Source organism: Algoriphagus sp. UBA3586, assembly GCF_002376385.1.
In the GTDB taxonomy this organism is placed as follows: domain Bacteria; phylum Bacteroidota; class Bacteroidia; order Cytophagales; family Cyclobacteriaceae; genus Algoriphagus; species Algoriphagus ornithinivorans.
On sequence record NZ_DFMT01000045.1, the window covers coordinates 117,761 to 137,180 of the forward strand.

The following is a 19,420-nucleotide window of genomic DNA, read 5'->3' on the forward strand; positions in this document are numbered from 1 at the left end:
TCACTTATAAAGTGTTCTGATTTTAAAGGAAGCATTCATACTCCTTTAATTACCAAGAAATAGAAAACCATATCCTTCATTTCGACATATGGTGCAAGCAATAAAATCAGAGTAGAATTTAAATTATAGCTCAAAAAACAAAAATCTATTTTAAATAAAAGCATTTTTTTTCCATAATGTTCCGAATCTTTCTAATTGGGGATTGAGCACTAAGCAATATACAAATTGAAAAAGGCTTTTTACAATGTAGATCAAATTCAAAATTCTCCGATAATTCCTTTTTATACTCGAAATTTTTGCTCTATATTTTCAACTTCATTAAAAATTTTTGAAAATGAGTTTTCAAATCAAAGAATCCGGACAAGCTTATGACGTGATCATCGTAGGTTCCGGAGCCGGTGGCGGGATGGCATCCAAAGTTCTCTCTGAAGCAGGATTATCCGTTGCCGTAGTGGAAGCAGGTGGAGATTTTGACCCTGCCAAAGACGAGGACAGAACACAACTTAGACCGCCATGGGAATCGCCAAGAAGGGGTGCTGGAACAAGAATCCGACCTTTCGGAGACTTTGACCAAGCAATTGGAGGCTGGGATATTGAAGGGGAACCTTATACCAGAAAAGACGGCACCCAATTCGATTGGTTTAGATCAAGAATGGTCGGTGGGAGAACCAATCACTGGGGAAGAATTTCTTTGCGATTTGGACCTAATGATTTCAAAAGAGCCAGCATTGATGGATTGGGAGATGATTGGCCGATTGGATACGAAGATGTCAAACCATATTATGACAAAGTAGATAAGCTGATTGGAGTTTTTGGAACTAAAGAAGGCATTTATAATGAACCTGATGGTTTCTTCTTACCCCCTCCCAAGCCTAGACTACATGAACTTTTCATCAAAAAAGGAGCAGACAAGGCTGCTATTCCGATGATTCCGTCCAGACTTTCCATGCTAACCCGACCTATCAACAATGAGCGGGGTGTTTGCTTTTTTTGCGCTCAATGTAATCGGGCTTGTCAGGCATATGCGGATTTCTCAGCAGGAACCTGTTTGGTGCACCCAGCTATGAAAAAAGGAAAAGTGGACCTTTATACTCACTCCATGGTGAGAAAGGTTACCACAGACGACCAAGGTTTGGCAACTGGAGTATCTTTTGTTTCCAAAATGGATATGAAGGAATACAAGTTGAAGTCTCGGGTAGTAGTATTAGGAGCTTCGGCCTGCGAATCCGCAAGAATTATGATGAACTCCAAATCCAAAAGCCATCCGAATGGGATTGGGGCTGATTCCGGTGCATTAGGAAGGTATCTCCATGACTCTACCGGAGCTGATCGAATGGGTATCATGCCTGATTTGATCGATCGTGAACGCTATAATGAAGATGGCGTTGGAGGTATGCATATGTATACTCCATGGTGGCTGGATAACAAAAAACTAGACTTCGCCCGGGGTTACCATATCGAATACTGGGGAGGCATGGGTCAGCCAGCCTATGGCACAGGCATGAGTATGGATAGTATGCGACAGTATATCAAAGATGAGTTTGGAAACCCTAGTCCAAATGGAGGCTATGGTGAAGGATTGAAAAAAGACATTCGAAGAATATACGGGTCTACCTTAGGCATGTCAGGACGGGGTGAAAGCGTTCCTCGTTATGACAATTACTGTGAAATAGACCCCAATGTGGTGGATAAATATGGAATTCCTGTTTTGAGATTCAACTACAATTGGACAGATCAGGAAATCAAACAAGCTAAACACATGCAGGATACTTTTGAAGAAATCCTGACCAATGCCGGAGCAATTCTTTTAGGCAAAAAACCTGGGCCGGAAAGCAAGTATGGTTTGGCTGCTCCGGGTAGAATTATCCATGAAGTAGGAACTACCAGAATGGGAAATGACCCTAAATCATCTGTGTTGAATTCCAATTGTCAGGCACATGACTGCAAAAACTTATTTGTAGTAGATGCTGGGTCATTTGTATCACAGGCAGACAAAAATCCAACCTGGACTATCTTGGCTCTTTCATGGAGAACATCAGATTATATAGTTGATCAGTTGAAAAAGAAAAATATCTAAGCCATGAACAGAAGAGAAAACCTAAAATTACTCTTTACAGGATCTTTGGGGGCAGGTTTGCTGATGACAGGCTGTGATCCTGAAGATAGCAGCATCGCTCATGAGCCTGTATTGACCGGAGGAACTCCGGGAGGAAGAACTGAAGAGGAAAAAATCAGGGATGCGAAATTACTGGCTGATCAATTTTTCACAAATGATGAGCGCAAAAAACTTGACACGCTGATTGATATCATCATGCCAGCTGACAATGAATCTCCTGCTGCGACGGAGCTTAAAGTGACAGATTTTATGGATTTCATGATGCTCGACCAACCCAACTATCAGACGCCTATGAGAGGTGGATTGATGTGGCTGGACTTTGAAGCGGATGAAAAATTCGGAAAACCTTTTAATGAGCTATCTAAAGATCAGGTTCTTGAAATTGTAGAATTAGTAGCTTGGCCTGATAAAGCAGATCCTGCCTATGAAGGAGGAGTGAAATGGTTTAACCTATTGAGAAATCTTACCTGTACTGGGTATTTTACCACAGAGGCAGGCTGGAAATATATGGGTTACAAAGGTAACCAGCCAAATGTATGGGACGGAGTACCAGAAGAAGTTCTGAACAAGCATGGCCTTTCCAATCCGGAAAAATATAGCACTCTCTACCTTAAACCTGAAGATAGAGCCAAAGTCGCCCAGTGGGATGATGAAGGCAATTTGATAGGTTAAACCCAATAAAATCCACAGGTTATTTTCTGTGGATTTTTTTTGATCTATTTTTCCGGAAAATTCCAGCTCTATGTTTAAAAGCTTCAAACCAGTCTCTTTTTTCTTAGTGATTTCTCTCGCTATTGTTTCAATGAGTTGCTCCAAGAGCGTAACTCTCACAAGATTGACACCAGCCCCTATCAATGTACCCTCATCTGTTCAGACCATTGTTATTGTGGACAGAACTAAGCCACAAAATGAAATGGTGAATGTCATTGAAGGCCTGATTACTGGAGAAATGCCCTTTGAAGTAAGAAACAGCATAGATGCTACTTTGGCCACTTTACAGCAACAGCTGAATACAAGCCCGCGCTATCAAATCAAACGTGCTAACCAAAGACTCACGGGTGGAATGTTTGGGCAGGTTTTCCCCCAACCTCTGGATTGGTTTACAATAGAAAGACTATGTGAGCAATATCAGGCTGACGCCGTTTTAGCTCTTGAAAATTTCAATTCTGATTTTATCACCACTGAAAAAGAAGCAATCATCAAAAAAACAGTTGGGGAAGGAAAAGATGCGCAAACAGTAGAAGTCAAAGGATTGAGATTAGAAGGGGTAGCTAACGTTTCAGCAGGATTTCGACTGTATGATCCTCAAAACAAAACGATTGTTGACCAGCAACGATTTCAAAAAACCAATACTTGGACTGCTGAAGCAGAGACCAAAACTCAAGCTCTCGCAATGCTGATTGCAAAAGCAGATGCCACTAGGATAGTTGGAGAGCTTGCCGGCTCCGGTTATGCTTATAAAATCGCCCCGATGTTTGTTAGTATTAGCCGAGACTATTTCAGAAAGTCCAAAACTCAACCAGCACTGGAGAATGGAAACCGCTTTGCAGAAGTTGGAAAATGGGAAGAAGCCATCCAAACATGGGAGGAAGGGATAGTTGGAGCTGATTATAAGACCAGTGCAAAATTACTTTATAATATTGCTGTAGGTTATGAAGTATTAGGAAGCCTACACATGGCTCATGATTATGCATCTCAGGCATACACCCAATATGGTTTAAAAAAGGGTAGAAATTATGCCCAAATGCTTTCTGCTGAAATACGAAATCAGGAACTCTTGGAAAATCAAATGAGAGTTGAGAGTAAATAAAAGATAGACCTTTACTCAGCCTTTTTAGAAGAGTCTTCCACGTTAACAGTTTCTAGACTTTTTGATTATTTATTATTATGGATATCCGCTTTCTTACCAGTATTGACAAAAATACGGCTAATTGTCTGCTAAAAGGATCAGAATCCTGAAGCTTCGGTCTTCGGTCTTCTAGCCTGTCAAGCAAAGAAAATAAGGCAACTGGCATGATTACAGATAATCAGATTTATTATTTTCAAAATAATAATAACCCTCATAATTAGACAACTAATAATTTTTAATTAGGTCATCCTTGACTATTTTTAGCGTTCATCTTTCTTTTTTGTAATATGAAGAATAATATTCTAGGCATCTGCCTTTTTTCAATCAGCCTTTTTGCCTGTAAGACTGAAATAGAACAAAATACTCCTGAGTCTAATGTATGGGAATTGGAAATTGTAGACTCGATTCAAGTTGATTATTTGGGAAGAATTTGGAGTGCTGATTTTAAAAATGGTTACGGCTACCTTAAGGACATCAGCACTAATAGCTTGGTGAAATTTGATACTTTAGGAAAAATTATTTCCCAAAAAACTTATCCTGAACAAGGTCCTTTTGCAGTTTATTTTTTCTCAAGTACTGCAATATCTGAGAATGATGAATTATATGCCTCTACTTACAGGGAAGTAATTCACCACTTTGACAAGGATTTAAACCTTTTAAAAAACTATGAAATGCCATTTATTTCAGAGTCCAGAGGTGGAAGGAGAAATGCTAAAAACATTGGTTTCTGGAAGGATAAAATTCTTCTTTGGTATCCTGGGAGGGATGGAATTAGTCCTTATATCGAGCACTTTTATAGAGATTACTCACTCTTAGAGCTCTTTGATCCAGCTTCACAAACCTCTGATTCTCTAATCCGGCTGGCGCCAACCTCTAAGTTTAATTCTGACCTATTTTTTGATACACCTTCAATCCAGTTTTCTATCTCCGGTGATTATTTATATCTAGCTCTTGGCAACGACCCTCAAGTACATCGCTACTCTTTGGCTGAGGAAGGTAAATGGCTGGAAAGCATTCCATTTAAACCGAGCGAATTTCATGTCATTGAAGGACAAAAGAAACCAGTTGGATACGTATCCGGCAATACAATGTATGAAGCTACTATTGAAAGTTTATATTCCATGGAAGATACTTTAGTAGTGTATTACAATGGAGGAATTTCAGAAGAAATTTTTCAACAGTATGACTTAAAAAAACCAGAAAACTACCCCATGTATCCAGATTTCAGAAAGCAATTTCTGAAAATCTATCATCCCGAAAGTGGACTTTCTAATGAGATAATTCTTCCTCCATCAATTGATTTTATCTTAAATATTGAGTCACTCAATAAGCCTTTTTATGCTCTACGACATGATGAATACTTAGGCGAAGAGCAGGATTATCTAATCTTTTATAAACTTCAACTCAAGCGAAAATGAAAAACCGACTACTGATTTTTCTATCTGCTTTTATTCTTTTGATTGGGTGTAGTCAAGAGAAAAGCGAAAAACCAACCACTCCCCTCAGTGAGCAAGAATTGCAATTTGAAATCTACGACTCTTTAGTTGTGGATTATTTGGGAAATCTTACTTTGATGGATATCAATCCTGCGGGAAATCGCTATTTATTAATTGATCAAAACACAGAGGATATCCTAGTTACGGATCAAAAAGGAACCATTCTTCACCAATACAACCTAAGTCAAGAAGGTCCTGATCAGATTTTGGGTAATCGTCTAGGAGTAGCAAAATTTATGGATAATGAGAAATACCTCGTACCTGGAAGTAATGGACTGACAACCTACACGCTGGATGGAAAACGATCAGATTCCTTCAAACCTGAATTCACCGGATTATCCAGCTTGGTGATTCCATCCAGTCAATCTCATTACGTTTGGGGAAATCAAGTAATTGTTCAAATGCCCGGTAGATTTTCCGATCTGGGTCAACAGGGAATCGATTTACAGCTCAAATCAAAAAGATTGGAAATGGTTGATTTGAATACAGGAAAATATCAAGCAATCATCCCCTTTCCTCAAGAGTCCAAGTTTAACAGCGAGACCAAAGAGTACGGCGCCCTCGATTTTTATTGCAGTTTTACTGTAAGTGGAGATTCGCTTCATTTGAGTTTCCGTAATGAAGCGAAAATCTTCAGCTACTCACTCAAAAACTTGGAAAATCCTCCATTGGTAAAGCCCATCCCTATCCCAAATTTCCAAGGAAGAAATACTGATAAAAAGCCAACAAATGGAGGCTTCAATGCCAGGGACTTTTTCCTAGGTTCTATCAATTCCGTCTTGAGCCTCAATCAGGAAGAACTTTTGATTTCTTATCTACCAGGCCTCGATGATGAAACTGCAAATCAAATAATTTCAGAAGCTGGATCTGATTTTAATAAGATGTTCGATGAAGCAGGTAAACTCAACAAAGGAGGCTTGGTGATTTTTGATGGGAAATCAATTAGCAAACTCATTGAAATCCCTGAAATTCTTGGAAACTTGAATAAAGTCAACTCTAGAGAAGAAATCTGGTTTTCTTTGAATTTTTCTGAAGCTGAAAATGATTACTCAGTGATTTACAAGACTAGGTTAGTGAATAAATAAAACCATTCAACATCCACCTTTTCCTCTTGCGGGCATTTCCATTCGGATTTGCCCGCTTATGCTTATATTCCTGTTCAATCAGAGAAAACCATATGAAAAAAACCACAACTTACCTGATTCTAGCTGCTGGAATCCTCACCTTTAGCAGCCTGCAGGCTCAGGATATCAAACCCACCAGCGAAAAGGCATTCAAGGAGTCTATGGAAAAACATCAACAGATGTTTAGCTCTACGCCATTGAAATCATTTAAAGCCCGAAATATCGGCCCTACCAACATGTCAGGGAGAATTGTAGATATCGAGGTGGCGCAAAACCCCAATACATTCTATATAGCTGCCGCTTCAGGAGGAGTTTGGAAAACTGAGGATAACGGACAGTCCTTCACCCCTATTTTTGACCATCAAGGAGCTTTGGGAATTGGAGATATGGCCCTTTCCCCTTCAAATAATAATATCTTATGGGTAGGAACTGGAGAAAATAATTCTTCCCGATCCACTTATGCCGGTGCAGGAATTTACAAGTCTACAGATGCAGGAAAAACCTGGGAATTCATGGGCCTTCCATATTCGCAGCATATAGGACAGATTCAAATTCACCCTACTAACCCTGATATTGTATGGGTGGGATCCATGGGAAGTCTGTATTCCAAAAACAAGGAACGAGGGCTTTTCAAAACCACTGATGGGGGTAAGAGCTGGAAAAAAGTATTATACATAGATGACAATACAGGGATCATCGATATCAAAATTCATCCTTCTAACCCTGATATATTATTAGCGGCTTCTTGGGAGCGATTCAGACAAGCACATGACTTCGTCGGTCAAGGCAAAGGCTCTGCGATATGGAGATCTGAAGATGGAGGAAACACCTGGAAAAAGGCAGTTGCTGGCTTTCCTCAAGATGAATTTGTGGGAAGAATTGGGTTTGATTTTGCACAGAGCAATCCCGATGTAGTTTATGCGCTATTAGATAATCAGGCAAAATCTGACCAGGTCCAAGAGGAACCTAGACAAAGAAGAGAAGAAGAGGAAAATCCCTTGAAATTTGATGATTTCAAACAAATGAACCTGGCTGAAGCTTTGGGTCTGGAAGAAAAGCGATTGAATTCTTTTTTACGCAGAAATCAATTTGCCAGTAAGTACACGGCTGAAGAGGTAAAAAGACAGCTTCGAACAGGTAAAATCACTTTGGCTCAAATAGCGAATTACAATGGGGATTCCAATGATGCCAACGCTGCATTATTTGATGCACCAATCAAAGGCGCTGAAATTTACAGATCTGCAGATGCAGGTAAATCCTGGACAAAAGTTTCAGAATCAGATTTAAGAAGGCTGTACAATACTTACGGTTATTATTTCGGAGAAATTCGGGTAAATACTCAGGATGAAAATGAGGTGTTCGTATTAGGTGTGCCTTTGATGGTATCTAGAGACGGAGGCAAAAACTTCTCCCGAACAGACTCCATAGGAAGACCACATTCAGACCATCAGTCCATGTGGATTAATCCTAAAGATGGGAAACATATCTTATTAGGAAATGACGGAGGCTTATATAGGAGTTATGGTGGCGGTGCGAGATGGGATCATCTCAACACGCAGATGCCTATTTCTCAATTTTATTCCATCATGACAGATAATGCCCGTCCATATAATGTTTATGGAGGTATGCAGGATAATGGAGTCTGGTTTGGAAGCTCAAAAAATGACCCTTCAGCTCCTTGGGAATCTCTGATGGGTGGTGACGGAATGGTGGTCGCCGTGGATACAAGAGATAACAATATCGTCTATACGGGATTCCAATTTGGAAATTATTTCAGGATAGACAAAAGTTCTGGAGATAGAAAAAGAATCACACCGGGCCATGATATTGGAAATACTCCAAACAGATGGAACTGGAGAACTCCGGCTCGTTTGAGCCATCATAACCAGGACATCATTTATATGGGTTCGCAATATGTTTATCAGAGCTTGGATCAAGGGAGTACTTGGACTACCATTTCACCGGACCTAACTAAAAACAAGAAAAGTGGAAATGTACCATTTGCAACCTTGACAGTAGTTGAAGAGTCTCCATTTGAGTTTGGAACTCTATATGCCGGTTCTGACGACGGCAATGTCTGGATCACCCGCAACAATGGAGGCAATTGGTCATCTTTGAATGCAGGATTACCTCAAGACAGATGGGTAAGTTCCATAGCCCCTTCCAAACATCAAGAGGGCTTAGTCTACATCACCTTGAATGGATATAGATTTGACGAGTTCAATACATATGTATTCAAAAGCACTGATTATGGAAAAACCTGGGTTTCTATCAAAGGAAATATGCCGGAAGAATCCAGTAATATCATAGTTGAAGATCATACCAACCCTAATATCCTGTATTTGGGCACCGACCATGGCTTATATGTTACCATGGACGGAGGAAATAATTGGAATCTATTCCAAGGTGAAATTCCAAATGTAGCGATCTATGATATGGTTATTCAAGAAAGAGAAAATGATCTTGTCATCGGTACCCATGGTAGAAGCGTATACATCGTTGAACTGGAGCCTATCCATAAATTGGCTAAACCAGATCAAAAAATAATGGATTAAGTATAAGCTAAAAAAAGAGAGGGCTGCAATTTATTTTGCAGCCCTTTTCTATTTAAAACAATCTGAACCCAACAGAAAGAACCCATTGATTGATTCTGTTGTCAGTTTGAAAACTCGAAATATTGTCGGTGAATTTACTCAATCCGCCTTCGTACTTTCCATCGATGGACAAGTTGCCAATATCCACCCCTAAGCCTGCCTGGTAGCCTAGAGTAGCACTATTAAAGTCTGCATCTCTGACCGTTCCAGCAGAGTCTTTTAAGTTTGAATCAATGTTCAAACTTGCAATGGGCCCAGCCTGAACGCGTAATACTTTCAGAACCCTAAAGCCCAGCATAACGGGAATATCCAAGCGGTTAAAGTTTGCTTCAAATTTTTCCCCCTGAGCCTGTGGATTTGATCTGAAAATGAATTCACCACTGGTTTGGGTAAATAGAAACTCTGGCTGCACAAAAAATCCTGCCCCACCAAACCTTGCAAATAAACCTACGTGATAACCTAGTTGGGAATCTGAAGGAATAAATTCTTCTGATTTAAAATCGACTTCAGTGCTACTTAAACCGGCCTTAATACCAAGGCCAAAGTTTTGAGAAAATGCTGGAATAGCACAAATAAGAAAGAGTGTGAAAAGAGCTGAAATTTTTTTCATGGTAGTGAAAATTGGTTTAATTCCTTAAACGACAATTTTCAAAAAAGATTTCCCTGGCAGGATAAATCTCAAAAAATCAATTCAAATTGCTGACAGCCTTTTTCTTGGCTAATTGATGTAAATCCCAGAAATCCATAGGCTTCGGAACCAAAATATCAAATGGGATTAAAGATTTTCTTCTGTAATATTCTACATCTCCTGCCGTAAAGCCTATCACTGGAATACTTTGGGTTTTCAAATCACCTTTTATCCTACCCAGTAACTCAAGCCCATCCATTTCAGGCATCATGATATCTGTCAGTATCACATTAAAATTAGGATCCTTCCTCAACTCCTCTATAGCTTCTATACCATTATGAGCTACAACCACTGTATCCTGAGACTTTTCGAAGATTTTTCGAAGAATCAATAGATGTAAATTATCATCGTCGACAACTAGTACTCTCATGAAATACAATTTTGTTGACATAAGATACACAAATACTTAATAAAATCGTTATTCTATGAAAATATTTTCAAAAAAAAAGGAGGCATATAGCCTCCTCATTTACAATTATAATTCAGTTAAGCAGCTTGAGGTGCCCCAAAAAGACCAATCATATTTAAGATAAGCAGTATGATAACAACTGGACAAACCCATTTGATAAAGAAGATCCAGCCCTTTCTATAAATACCTTTAAAACCAGGAGCCCCGCTTGCCAATTCATCAGCATAGTCTGCAATTTTCTGGCCCCACCCGGTATAAAGTGAAAGCATCAAACAAATTATAACCACCGCAAATGTTCCGAAGATGAAGTCCATAGCTCCAAAGAAACCTTGGATAGGATTGCTGAGGAAATTGAAATTAATCGTATTAAAGAAGTTTCCTTCAATGGATGACAAAGCAGACGGAACAGACATGATCATCGCTGCAATACCAACAATCCAAGTTGCTTTCTTACGATTCCACTTTCTATCATCAATCAAATAGGCTACAGGCACTTCCAACATGGATATGGTAGAGGTCAAAGCCGCAACCATAAGCAATAGGAAGAACAAAGAGCCAATGATGTTACCGCCTGGCATGGCATCAAATACTTTTGGCAATACGTCGAACACCAATGCAGGACCTGCCGCTGGATCTTTTCCAGGCAACAAAGCAAACAAGGCAGGGAAAACCATCAAACCACCCAATAGAGCGACCATGGTATCCATACCTGCGATCCAACCTGAAGATTGGATGATATTGGATTCTTTTGGCAAATATGAGCCGAATGTGATCATCAAGCCCCATCCCACTGACATAGAGAAGAAAGCCTGACCAAGGGCCTGCAGAATTACTGTTCCATTGATTTTAGAAAAATCTGGATTCAAGTAATACTGAATACCTGCTTCTGCCCCTTCTAAAGTCACAGATCTACCAGCAATAAAAATGATGATGATAAATAATACCGGCATCAAAAATTTAGCTGCCTTTTCAATACCTCCAGAGACACCTCCCAATACGATAAGGATTGTCAATAATATAAATAAGAAGGTCAATGGAATGACATACATAGGTGTCTGAACAAACACCTCAAAATCTACTGGCAGATTGATAATTTCAGTGAAAATATATCCAACTGTCCAGCCGGCGATCACTGAATAATAACTGAACACAAAAAAGCAGACCAATACGCAGAGTACACCTGCTAGTTGCCAGAACTTATTTCCGCCTGTATCACGAATAGCTCCGATAGGATTTTTACCGGAACGTCTTCCTAAAGCAATTTCATTAAATAAAAGAGGTATTCCGATGAATAAGACGCAGATGATGTAAACAAAAACGAATGCACCACCTCCATTTTGACCGGTTAAATATGGAAATCTCCAAATATTTCCCAAGCCTACTGCCGAGCCTGCTGCGGCCATGATAAAACCGAGACTAGATCCCCATTGGCCCCTGCCTTCGGTATTTGCGCTTACTGCCATAGATTATGCTAAAGTTAAATTAAAGGGTATAAACTGCTTTTCAAGAGCGGGCTAAGATAATTTGTTTTGCTAAAATACCAATTGCCGTTCGGAAACTTTTGGGCTCAAATCCCAGCTCTTTTTGGGCTTTTTCAATTTTAAAGCCTGTTTTCAAAGGCCTTTTTGCGGGTTGAGTAAATTGTGTTGAGTCTGTACGCTTGATCAAACTCTGATCTAGCTTGAAATACTCAGCTGTCTCAACTGCCATCTGGTAGGGAGTTAAAAAGTCAGGGCCGGAAATATTAAATATGCCATCTGCACCCTGATTGGCAATAAGAATACATCCCGCTGCAAGATCTTCTGCCAAAGTAGGAGTTCTGAATTGATCGTCCACTACCTGAATCTCTTTCCCCGCCTCTAAGCTTTCTTTCACCCAAAGAATGATATTGCTTCGGCTCATATCGTGTCCTAAACCAAATACCAAAACCGTTCTGGCAATTGCCCATTTACTTTTCATTGCCTGTACTAGTCGCTCACCTTCTAGCTTGGTCTCGCCGTAATAATTTATAGGAGCAGGAGCCGCTTCCTCAGAAAGTGGGCCCTCTTCACCTGAAAAAATAAAATCAGTGGAAACAAAAATAAAATGGGCTTTCAGTTTCTCAGCTTCATCTATCAAGTACTTGGTAGCCAACACGTTGGCCCTGTAGCAAGCCTCCTGATTCAATTCACACTGGTCCACCTGTGTCATTGCCGCGCCATGAATAATTACATCAGGCTGGGTTTCTGATAGCACTTTCGCCACCTCCTCTTGAATTTCAAGATCCAATTGAAAGTATTCAAAACCTCCCCCGGGTAACCTGCAAGGTCCTCTTCCAGTAGCAATGACTTGAAATTGTTGCTCTTCAACCAGTTGATTTACCAACTTTTGGCCCAAAAGACCATTAGCACCTGTGATTAGGATTTTCTTTTTAGTTGCCATTGGGAAATTGATAGCCGAATTCTTTGGTGATTTTTTCTTTAGACATTGGCTCTACTGACATTTTCAAATAGACCGGATTCAAAGGCTTATCCCTTGCTCCTCGCTGTTCTTGAGCAATCTTTTCCGCTACATCTATCCCTGAAATAACCTCGCCAAAAACAGTGTATTCATCATCCAAATGAGGAGTCCCTCCTACCGTGGTGTAAGCTTCAATTCTTTCAGGAGACATATCTTTGGTAAGCTTCATATTCAAGGACTGTTCGATTTCTTTTCGTTTGGAAATCATCAGATTAGTCAATGAATCAAACTCCTGTAACTCATAGAGTCGTGTATATTCCTGTCTAAGATTGTCCTGACTCTGTAGCTGGACATATTGCATAAAAGCAGCTTGCAATTTAGCCATGTCTGTAATGAGCTCGTCTTGTGTGTAGACTTTGCCTAAAACAATGTAAAACTGAGAACCACTTGACCGCTTTTGTGGATTGATATTATTGCCTTGCCTTGCCGCAGCAATCATCCCTTTTTTATGAAAATGATGGGGTAAGATCTCTGCCGGTAAAGTAGGCCACTCCTCGGCGGGCATTTCTTCTTTGGTAAAAACATCTCCTCCTTGAATCATAAAGTCCGGCAAAACTCTATGAAACTCGGTGGAATCAAATCTGCCTGACTCGGCCAAGTCCAGAAAATTATTTTTATGGGCAGGTGTATCATCAAATAAGATGGCAACAATTTCCCCATGGCGGGTGTCAATTCTGACAATTTGTTCTTTCTGCCCTGCACAAGACATCAAAAGACCTAGGGCTAAAATGCCCCAAAAAGCACAATACTTAATCATGAATTCAATGTTGATTTGATTTGATCTAAGATTCTCTTGCCTCCGGCAGCAAATACTTTTTCGGCGAGTTCTTGGCCAATCGACTCCGGATTTTCAAGACTACCTTTTACTTCCAATGTAATTCTCTCTGCTCCATCCAGACTAACAATCCCTCCCTTTAAAACCAATCGATCTTGCTCTGTCTGGGCCAAAGCAAAAACCGGAATACTACAACCTCCTTCCAACACCCTTAAATATGCACGTTCTGCCCTCAATTTGAGTGAGGTTTCTTGATGGTTACATGCTTGAATAAGTTGATTTTTGATTTCAGAATCCAAAATAGTAGCTACTTCTATGGCTACAGAACCCTGCCCAACTGCCGGCGTAAACTCCTCCAATGATAGCTCTTCAACTATCTGATCGTCGTAACCCATTCTATGTACCCCGGCAAAAGCAAGTAATAAGGCATCGCAAAGACCTTCCTCCATTTTTCGAATTCGGGTTTGAAGATTACCTCTTACCTCAACCGTTTTCACATGAGGATAAAAATGCTTTAATGTCGCTACTCTCCTGGTGGAAGAAGTACCCAAAACCAAAGGCTGAGATACGTCTTTCAAATTGATACCTTTTTTGTGAGAAAGCAGCACATCGTTTTCTTTTTCTCTTTCGGTAAAAGCAATGATTTCAAACCCTTCAGGAAGATTGGACTGCATATCTTTCGCAGAGTGCACAGCTATATCGATTCGGCCATCCAATAGTTGATCTTCCAATTCTTGGGTAAAAACTCCTTTACTGCCAATTTTGGAAATGGAGACATCTAAAATTTGATCCCCTTTGGTATCGATAATCACTATTTCAGACTCCAATCCGGATTTTTTCAGCAAATCCTCTACATGATAAGCCTGCCACAATGCCAATTTGCTGCCTCTGGTTCCGATTTTAATCTTTCTCATTGATCGTTGACCCTCTTTGGGCTATTCTTTTTGTTTACTCTTTCTTCTATAAACTTGATAATCTCAGCTGCTATATCAAGCCCAGTCGCCTTTTCAATTCCTTCCAAACCAGGAGAACTGTTGACTTCCAAGATCAAAGGGCCTCTGGCAGACTGAAGCATATCGACCCCAGCCACGTCAAGGCCTAAGGCTTTGGCCGCTCCCAATGCTGCCTGCTTTTCAGCTCTGCTCAGTTTAATGACGGTAGCTTTTCCTCCCCGGTGCAAATTGGATCTAAACTCTCCTTCTGCCCCTTGCCTTTTCATTGCTCCTACCACCTTTCCATTGACTACAAAGGCCCGAATATCTGCTCCTTTGGCTTCTTTAATAAATTCCTGAACAATGATTCTTGCTCTCAGACCATGAAATGCTTCTATTACTGATTGTCCGGCTTTTTTGGTTTCTGCCAAAACTACCCCTAGACCCTGGGTTCCTTCCAGTAGTTTGATGATCAGAGGAGCTCCACCGACATGTTCTATCAACTGCTTTTCTCCACCTTTAGAAAAGTTGGTAAATGCTGTTTTAGGCATGCCCAAGCCTGCTTTCGAAAGAATTTGTAAGCTTCTCAGTTTATCTCTACTTCGTACAATTGCCTGTGAATTGACAGCCGAAAATGCACCCATCAGTTCAAATTGACGAACTACTGCAGTGCCATAAAAAGTCACAGAAGCTCCCACTCGAGGGATGATAGCATCCACGCCGGTGAGTTTTTCTCCCTTGTAAATGATAGAGGGACCTTCCTGCTCAATAATCAAATCACAGATACTGTGATTGACAATCATAGCTTCATGCCCAGCAGCTTGAATAGCCTGATAAAGCCTTTTGGTAGAGTATAAATTAGGGTTCCTTGATAGGATTGCGATTTTCATAATTATTTTTTTCGGTAGGCTTTTGCGAGATTCATGCCTGACACGTCCACCAAGAATCGGTTTCGGAGTATTTTTCTTCCCAGTAAAATAGCGTTTTTCATACTGGACCTATCGGTAAGTGTCACTTCAGCATCAAAGGTTTCACCTGCCAAAATCATTTTTGTAATAATTAGAAACCGGGTTTCAGCATGACCAAAAGAGTTTTTCACTTTCTTTTCACGGAAATTTTCGACAACCACTTCCTTTCCTGTGAATTTTTTGTGGCCAGGAAGTAATGCTTCAAATACCAGTACTTCTTTTCCTTCTCTGTTTTCTAATCGAATATTTTCAGCATGAACCGAACTGGTATAAGCCCCGGTGTCCACTTTTGCCCAGACTAGCTTTAAACCCAAGTCTGGCAATGATATTTTCTCTTTCCTGCCAATGATTTTCTTTTCCATCTTAGTCTATTTTAGCCATTAGCAGCACAATCTCCATAGAAAGATCAGTAAAAATCAATTTAGCATTGCCATTTCTTTCTAAATGATAATAGGCATTATTGAAGTGCTCGTATAATCCTGGTATATGCTCTTCCTGAAGTACCTTGCCACTGATCTTTTCGATAAAATCCCTATCCTCACCTTTAGTCCTTAAAAGTGAATCTACTGCAGCATTTTTGAGCAGAATCTCTCTCAAAACATTCATTCCAGCCTGAATAATGGATTTTTGAGCCTCCTTATCAAATTTGTGAAATATATCAGCTATTGCGAAAACCTCCTTGAAGTTTTTACTGTGACACATTCTAAACCAGTTTCTGATCCACGAAACTTGCTGATCTTCCACCTGATTGACCAGTCTCATAGCCTCTCTTAAATTTCCATCTGCAATCATGGAAATTTGAGTGGCGGTTTGATCATCACATAGACCGGAATTCACTAGATATTGATGAACTTCCTCATCCCTGAATGCTCTAATAGATACTTTTTGAGTTCTGGAAAGGATAGTGGTCAAAAGCTGCTCAGGCTGGGTAGTGATAAGCATGAAAATAGTTTTCTGCTGAGGCTCTTCCAAAATTTTCAACAAGGCATTCGCAGCTTGTGGATTCAAAAACTCCACTCCCCAAATCATCATGATTTTGTATCCACCTTCAAAGGAAACCAACGACAATGTCTGGATGATCTGTCGAGCTGCGCCTACAGAAATATTCAGTTGCTTCTTTTCAAAGCCATTGAAATAGATGTAATCATGGACATTGCCGTAGGGTTGTTCTTGCACAAACTTCCGCCAATTAGCCAAGTAATCCACTTTTTTATCCTGCCCCTCTTCTCCGCTTTCTTCCTTTTTGGAAGAAATGACCGGAAAGGCAAAGTTCAAATCAGGCATGACTAATTTAGCCATTCGCTGGCAGGAAGAGCAGGTTCCGCAAGAGTCTGAGTCACTTGGATTTTGGCAATATAAGTAAGTTGCCAATGCCAAAGGCATAGTCAAATTGGCAGAACCCTCGGGGCCGTAAAAAAGAAGTGCATGCGCCAAATGGTTGTTTTTGACTGCATTGATCAGATGTTCTTTGGTTTCGGGAAGTCCCGGAATATCGGCGAATTGCATGATTTCTTAATCAGGAGTTCTTTTCCCAAATTCTATAGTTTCTAGACAAATCGAAAACTTTTTGAAGGATCTCGGCTTCCGTATCAGTCCACTCCAATTTTCTTCTGGCCATGACTGCCTTGGCTGTTTCTTCGAATTTAGGAAATTGAAAGGTAGATAATCCTGCAGCTCCACCCCAAGCAAAAGAAGGAATAAAGTTTCTCGGAAATCCATCTCCAAAAATATTTGCCCCTACACCGACTACCGTTCCCGTATTAAACATGGTATTGATTCCACATTTGGAATGGTCTCCCATCATCAATCCACAAAATTGAAGACCCGTATTTGCAAATCCTCCTCGGGTATAATCCCAAAGCTTAACCGGTGCATAGTTATTTTTCAGATTGGAAGTATTGGTATCAGCCCCCATATTGCACCATTCCCCTAACACAGAATTGCCCAAAAAGCCTTCATGACCTTTGTTTGAATAGCCAAAAATGACTGAGTTGGAAATTTCTCCACCAACTTTACTATGAGGTCCTACCGTAGTATCTCCCCTAAGTTTGGCCCCCATATTTACCGTTGAATGATCACAAAGTGCAAATGGCCCCCGAATTAAAGAACCTTCCTGGATCTCTGTATTTTTACCGATGTAGATTGGCCCGCCTTCAGCATTCAAAACTGCAGCTTTGATAATTGCCCCTTCTTCAATGAATACCTGCTCAGGATTGTAAACTTTTGTGAAAGGATCTGTAAGTTCTTTTGATTTCCTTCCCTTGGTCAATAGCTCAAAGTCTTTCTTGATCTCCGATCCATTATATTGGAAAATATTCCAAGTCTTTTGGATCAAAGTAGGCTCGCCTTGAATTTGGATTACTTTCTTTTCAGCTGCGTAACTAAGATTGGATTCACCTGGCTGGATTTTACTCGCCAGAAGTATTTTTCCAAAAAATAAAGACTCATCATCCTTTAAGCTTTTAATAGCCTCAATTGATTTTTCATCCGGAAGCCAAGCACCGTTTATACCCAACAAATGCCCCTCTGCTCTGGGAAATTTCTTTTGCAAATAGTCTTGAGTCAGAAAAGAAACAGATTTACCACTGCGCTTTTCCCATTTTTCAGATATTTTCAAAATGCCAACCCGAAAGTCAGCGATGGGTCTTGTAAAGGCAAATGGCAGCAAGGAACCTCTGATGGAGGGGTCATCAAACAAAAGTATATTTTCCATGGGGCAAAAATAAAAAAGTCTCCCGGAATCCATGCTCCGGAAGACTTTTTAGCTGTAAGCAAATAAGAATTACTTCTTTGCGTATCTTCTGTTGAATTTCTCCACTCGACCAGCTGTATCGAGCAACATTTTCTTACCAGTGTAGAATGGGTGAGACTCAGAGCTCACTTCGATCTTGTACACAGGATATTCTTTACCATCTTCCCAAACGATAGTTTCGTCTGTTTCGATAGTTGATTTAGTTAAGAATTTAAACTCAGAAGAAGTGTCATAAAACACAACGTCTCTGTAGTTTGGATGAATATCAGCTTTCATATTACTAGTATTTTTGGAGTAGCTTTTTCAAATGAGGCACAAAGTTATTCTTTTTCGTAAAACTCACCAAATCTTTATGGAAAATATTGAAGCTCATTGCCTGAATGTTTTCTCAGCAAGGATTATTTACAAGGAGTTTTAAAGCTCCAGAATCTTTCATTCCTATTCAGACTACTCTGAACTTTCAAAGTTTACCTAATTGCCCTCGTCTAGCCATCCTTTTCATTTTTTTATTGGCATAAATAGCCACCTCGACTCTTCTATTCTGGGCTCTTCCAGATGGAGTATCATTGGAGGCTACAGGATAATTTTCTCCTAAACCTTTATTTGTAATTCTTTGAGAACTTACCCCAAGGTTTGTCAAAAATGCGTCCACTGATTGTGCCCGTTGCTTAGATAGGGTCAAATTGTAGCCATCTTCCCCAACATTATCTGTATGTCCCTCAATCAGAATGTTTGTATCTGGGTACTTATTCAGGGTTTTAGCTAAATCCTGAAGGTTTGATTTAGAAGCTGGAGTCAAGGCTGATTGGTCAAAACCAAACAATAAACCTGAATCAAAAGTGATTTTTATTCCTTCTCCAACCCTTTCCACCTTAGCACCCTTGAGGTCTCTTCTCAACTCTTCTGCCTGCTTATCCATTTGCCTTCCAATGATAGCGCCAGCAGTTCCTCCTATTGCCGAGCCAATAATAATACCTGTTGCGGTATTTTTTTTACCCGCAATAATTCCGCCCAAAACCCCTCCAGTTGTACCGCCTATTGCAGCTCCCTTGACAGCATTACTAGTTTTACAAGAGGGAGTCCCCAGTAAAATTCCTCCCAATGCAAGGCCAATTAAAATTTGATTTGAAGTTTTCATATGGAAATTTATTTATAGGCATATGGGCAATTCCCATTCCAAGTAGCTATCTGATCATCCGGTTCGCTGATTATATTTTT

Annotated in this window: 18 protein-coding genes; 6 read left to right on the plus strand and 12 right to left on the minus strand. The window is 40.1% G+C overall.

Annotated elements, in window-relative coordinates:
• Nucleotides 1-334 precede the first annotated feature (334 nt).
• From B2906_RS16150 to B2906_RS16175, 6 genes are all read left to right on the plus strand, one after another.
• Complete coding sequence (locus B2906_RS16150; RefSeq protein WP_219956802.1) at nt 335-2,077, plus strand: GMC family oxidoreductase; 1,743 nt, start codon at nt 335-337, stop codon at nt 2,075-2,077.
• Nucleotides 2,078-2,080: 3 nt separating this feature from the next.
• Complete coding sequence (locus tag B2906_RS16155) at nt 2,081-2,788, plus strand: gluconate 2-dehydrogenase subunit 3 family protein (protein WP_219956803.1); 708 nt, start codon at nt 2,081-2,083, stop codon at nt 2,786-2,788.
• A gap of 70 nt (nt 2,789-2,858) precedes the next feature.
• Nucleotides 2,859-3,926 carry a DUF6340 family protein gene (locus B2906_RS16160; protein ID WP_219956804.1) on the plus strand — a complete coding sequence of 356 codons (1,068 nt, stop codon included), beginning with the start codon at nt 2,859-2,861 and terminating at the stop codon, nt 3,924-3,926.
• Nucleotides 3,927-4,252: 326 nt separating this feature from the next.
• Nucleotides 4,253-5,383, plus strand: a complete 1,131-nt coding sequence (locus tag B2906_RS16165) for a hypothetical protein (RefSeq protein ID WP_286941728.1) — start codon at nt 4,253-4,255, stop codon at nt 5,381-5,383.
• Nucleotides 5,380-6,546: a DUF4221 family protein gene (locus B2906_RS16170; protein WP_219956806.1), complete on the plus strand. Its 1,167-nt coding sequence runs from the start codon at nt 5,380-5,382 to the stop codon at nt 6,544-6,546. Before B2906_RS16165 ends, B2906_RS16170 begins: the two co-directional genes overlap by 4 nt.
• Nucleotides 6,547-6,638: 92 nt before the next feature.
• Complete coding sequence (locus B2906_RS16175; protein WP_219956807.1) at nt 6,639-9,140, plus strand: WD40/YVTN/BNR-like repeat-containing protein; 2,502 nt, start codon at nt 6,639-6,641, stop codon at nt 9,138-9,140.
• Between the two features lie 52 nt (nt 9,141-9,192).
• On the opposite strand, the gene B2906_RS16180 is transcribed toward B2906_RS16175, so the two are convergent.
• The 12 genes from B2906_RS16180 to B2906_RS16235 all read right to left on the minus strand — a co-directional run bounded on the left by B2906_RS16180 (nt 9,193) and on the right by B2906_RS16235 (nt 19,340).
• Nucleotides 9,193-9,789 (minus strand): porin family protein, encoded by a 597-nt coding sequence (locus tag B2906_RS16180; RefSeq protein WP_219956808.1) that lies wholly within the window; start codon nt 9,787-9,789, stop codon nt 9,193-9,195.
• A 76-nt stretch (nt 9,790-9,865) separates the two neighbouring features.
• The gene (locus tag B2906_RS16185) at nt 9,866-10,237 is read right to left on the minus strand and encodes a response regulator (RefSeq protein WP_091648662.1); all 372 of its coding nucleotides are present in this window, start codon (nt 10,235-10,237) and stop codon (nt 9,866-9,868) included.
• Between the two features lie 116 nt (nt 10,238-10,353).
• On the minus strand, nt 10,354-11,739 hold the full coding sequence (locus B2906_RS16190; protein ID WP_091648659.1) for a sodium-dependent transporter: 1,386 nt from the start codon (nt 11,737-11,739) through the stop codon (nt 10,354-10,356).
• A 40-nt stretch (nt 11,740-11,779) separates the two neighbouring features.
• Nucleotides 11,780-12,697: an SDR family oxidoreductase gene (locus tag B2906_RS16195; protein WP_219956809.1), complete on the minus strand. Its 918-nt coding sequence runs from the start codon at nt 12,695-12,697 to the stop codon at nt 11,780-11,782.
• A complete protein-coding gene (locus B2906_RS16200; protein WP_219956810.1) occupies nt 12,687-13,532 on the minus strand; it encodes a peptidylprolyl isomerase in 846 nt (281 codons plus the stop codon). The genes B2906_RS16195 and B2906_RS16200 overlap by 11 nt, the downstream gene beginning before the upstream one ends.
• Nucleotides 13,529-14,464, minus strand: a complete 936-nt coding sequence (gene hemC, locus B2906_RS16205) for a hydroxymethylbilane synthase (RefSeq protein WP_219956811.1) — start codon at nt 14,462-14,464, stop codon at nt 13,529-13,531. Before hemC ends, B2906_RS16200 begins: the two co-directional genes overlap by 4 nt.
• Entirely contained in the window at nt 14,461-15,372 is a 912-nt protein-coding gene (rimK, locus tag B2906_RS16210; RefSeq protein WP_091648646.1) for a 30S ribosomal protein S6--L-glutamate ligase, read from the minus strand. The genes hemC and rimK overlap by 4 nt, the downstream gene beginning before the upstream one ends.
• A gap of 2 nt (nt 15,373-15,374) precedes the next feature.
• Nucleotides 15,375-15,812 carry an ATP-dependent zinc protease gene (locus tag B2906_RS16215; protein WP_219956812.1) on the minus strand — a complete coding sequence of 146 codons (438 nt, stop codon included), beginning with the start codon at nt 15,810-15,812 and terminating at the stop codon, nt 15,375-15,377.
• 1 nt (nt 15,813) lies between these two features.
• Nucleotides 15,814-16,956: an ATP-binding protein gene (locus B2906_RS16220; RefSeq protein ID WP_219956813.1), complete on the minus strand. Its 1,143-nt coding sequence runs from the start codon at nt 16,954-16,956 to the stop codon at nt 15,814-15,816.
• Between the two features lie 10 nt (nt 16,957-16,966).
• Nucleotides 16,967-18,163: a GlmU family protein gene (locus tag B2906_RS16225; protein WP_219956814.1), complete on the minus strand. Its 1,197-nt coding sequence runs from the start codon at nt 18,161-18,163 to the stop codon at nt 16,967-16,969.
• A 69-nt stretch (nt 18,164-18,232) separates the two neighbouring features.
• Nucleotides 18,233-18,478, minus strand: a complete 246-nt coding sequence (locus B2906_RS16230; RefSeq protein WP_026956569.1) for a type B 50S ribosomal protein L31 — start codon at nt 18,476-18,478, stop codon at nt 18,233-18,235.
• Nucleotides 18,479-18,662: 184 nt separating this feature from the next.
• Nucleotides 18,663-19,340, minus strand: a complete 678-nt coding sequence (locus tag B2906_RS16235; protein WP_219956815.1) for an OmpA family protein — start codon at nt 19,338-19,340, stop codon at nt 18,663-18,665.
• Nucleotides 19,341-19,420: the final 80 nt, after the last annotated feature.

Coding starts and splice junctions, on each gene's coding strand:
- B2906_RS16150 (WP_219956802.1), top strand. CDS start 335: ATGAGTTTTCAAATCAAAGAATCCGGACAAGCTTATGACGTGATCATC.
- B2906_RS16155 (WP_219956803.1), top strand. CDS start 2,081: ATGAACAGAAGAGAAAACCTAAAATTACTCTTTACAGGATCTTTGGGG.
- B2906_RS16160 (WP_219956804.1), top strand. CDS start 2,859: ATGTTTAAAAGCTTCAAACCAGTCTCTTTTTTCTTAGTGATTTCTCTC.
- B2906_RS16165 (WP_286941728.1), top strand. CDS start 4,253: ATGAAGAATAATATTCTAGGCATCTGCCTTTTTTCAATCAGCCTTTTT.
- B2906_RS16170 (WP_219956806.1), top strand. CDS start 5,380: ATGAAAAACCGACTACTGATTTTTCTATCTGCTTTTATTCTTTTGATT.
- B2906_RS16175 (WP_219956807.1), top strand. CDS start 6,639: ATGAAAAAAACCACAACTTACCTGATTCTAGCTGCTGGAATCCTCACC.
- B2906_RS16180 (WP_219956808.1), bottom strand. CDS start 9,789: ATGAAAAAAATTTCAGCTCTTTTCACACTCTTTCTTATTTGTGCTATT.
- B2906_RS16185 (WP_091648662.1), bottom strand. CDS start 10,237: ATGAGAGTACTAGTTGTCGACGATGATAATTTACATCTATTGATTCTT.
- B2906_RS16190 (WP_091648659.1), bottom strand. CDS start 11,739: ATGGCAGTAAGCGCAAATACCGAAGGCAGGGGCCAATGGGGATCTAGT.
- B2906_RS16195 (WP_219956809.1), bottom strand. CDS start 12,697: ATGGCAACTAAAAAGAAAATCCTAATCACAGGTGCTAATGGTCTTTTG.
- B2906_RS16200 (WP_219956810.1), bottom strand. CDS start 13,532: ATGATTAAGTATTGTGCTTTTTGGGGCATTTTAGCCCTAGGTCTTTTG.
- hemC (WP_219956811.1), bottom strand. CDS start 14,464: ATGAGAAAGATTAAAATCGGAACCAGAGGCAGCAAATTGGCATTGTGG.
- rimK (WP_091648646.1), bottom strand. CDS start 15,372: ATGAAAATCGCAATCCTATCAAGGAACCCTAATTTATACTCTACCAAA.
- B2906_RS16215 (WP_219956812.1), bottom strand. CDS start 15,812: ATGGAAAAGAAAATCATTGGCAGGAAAGAGAAAATATCATTGCCAGAC.
- B2906_RS16220 (WP_219956813.1), bottom strand. CDS start 16,956: ATGCAATTCGCCGATATTCCGGGACTTCCCGAAACCAAAGAACATCTG.
- B2906_RS16225 (WP_219956814.1), bottom strand. CDS start 18,163: ATGGAAAATATACTTTTGTTTGATGACCCCTCCATCAGAGGTTCCTTG.
- B2906_RS16230 (WP_026956569.1), bottom strand. CDS start 18,478: ATGAAAGCTGATATTCATCCAAACTACAGAGACGTTGTGTTTTATGAC.
- B2906_RS16235 (WP_219956815.1), bottom strand. CDS start 19,340: ATGAAAACTTCAAATCAAATTTTAATTGGCCTTGCATTGGGAGGAATT.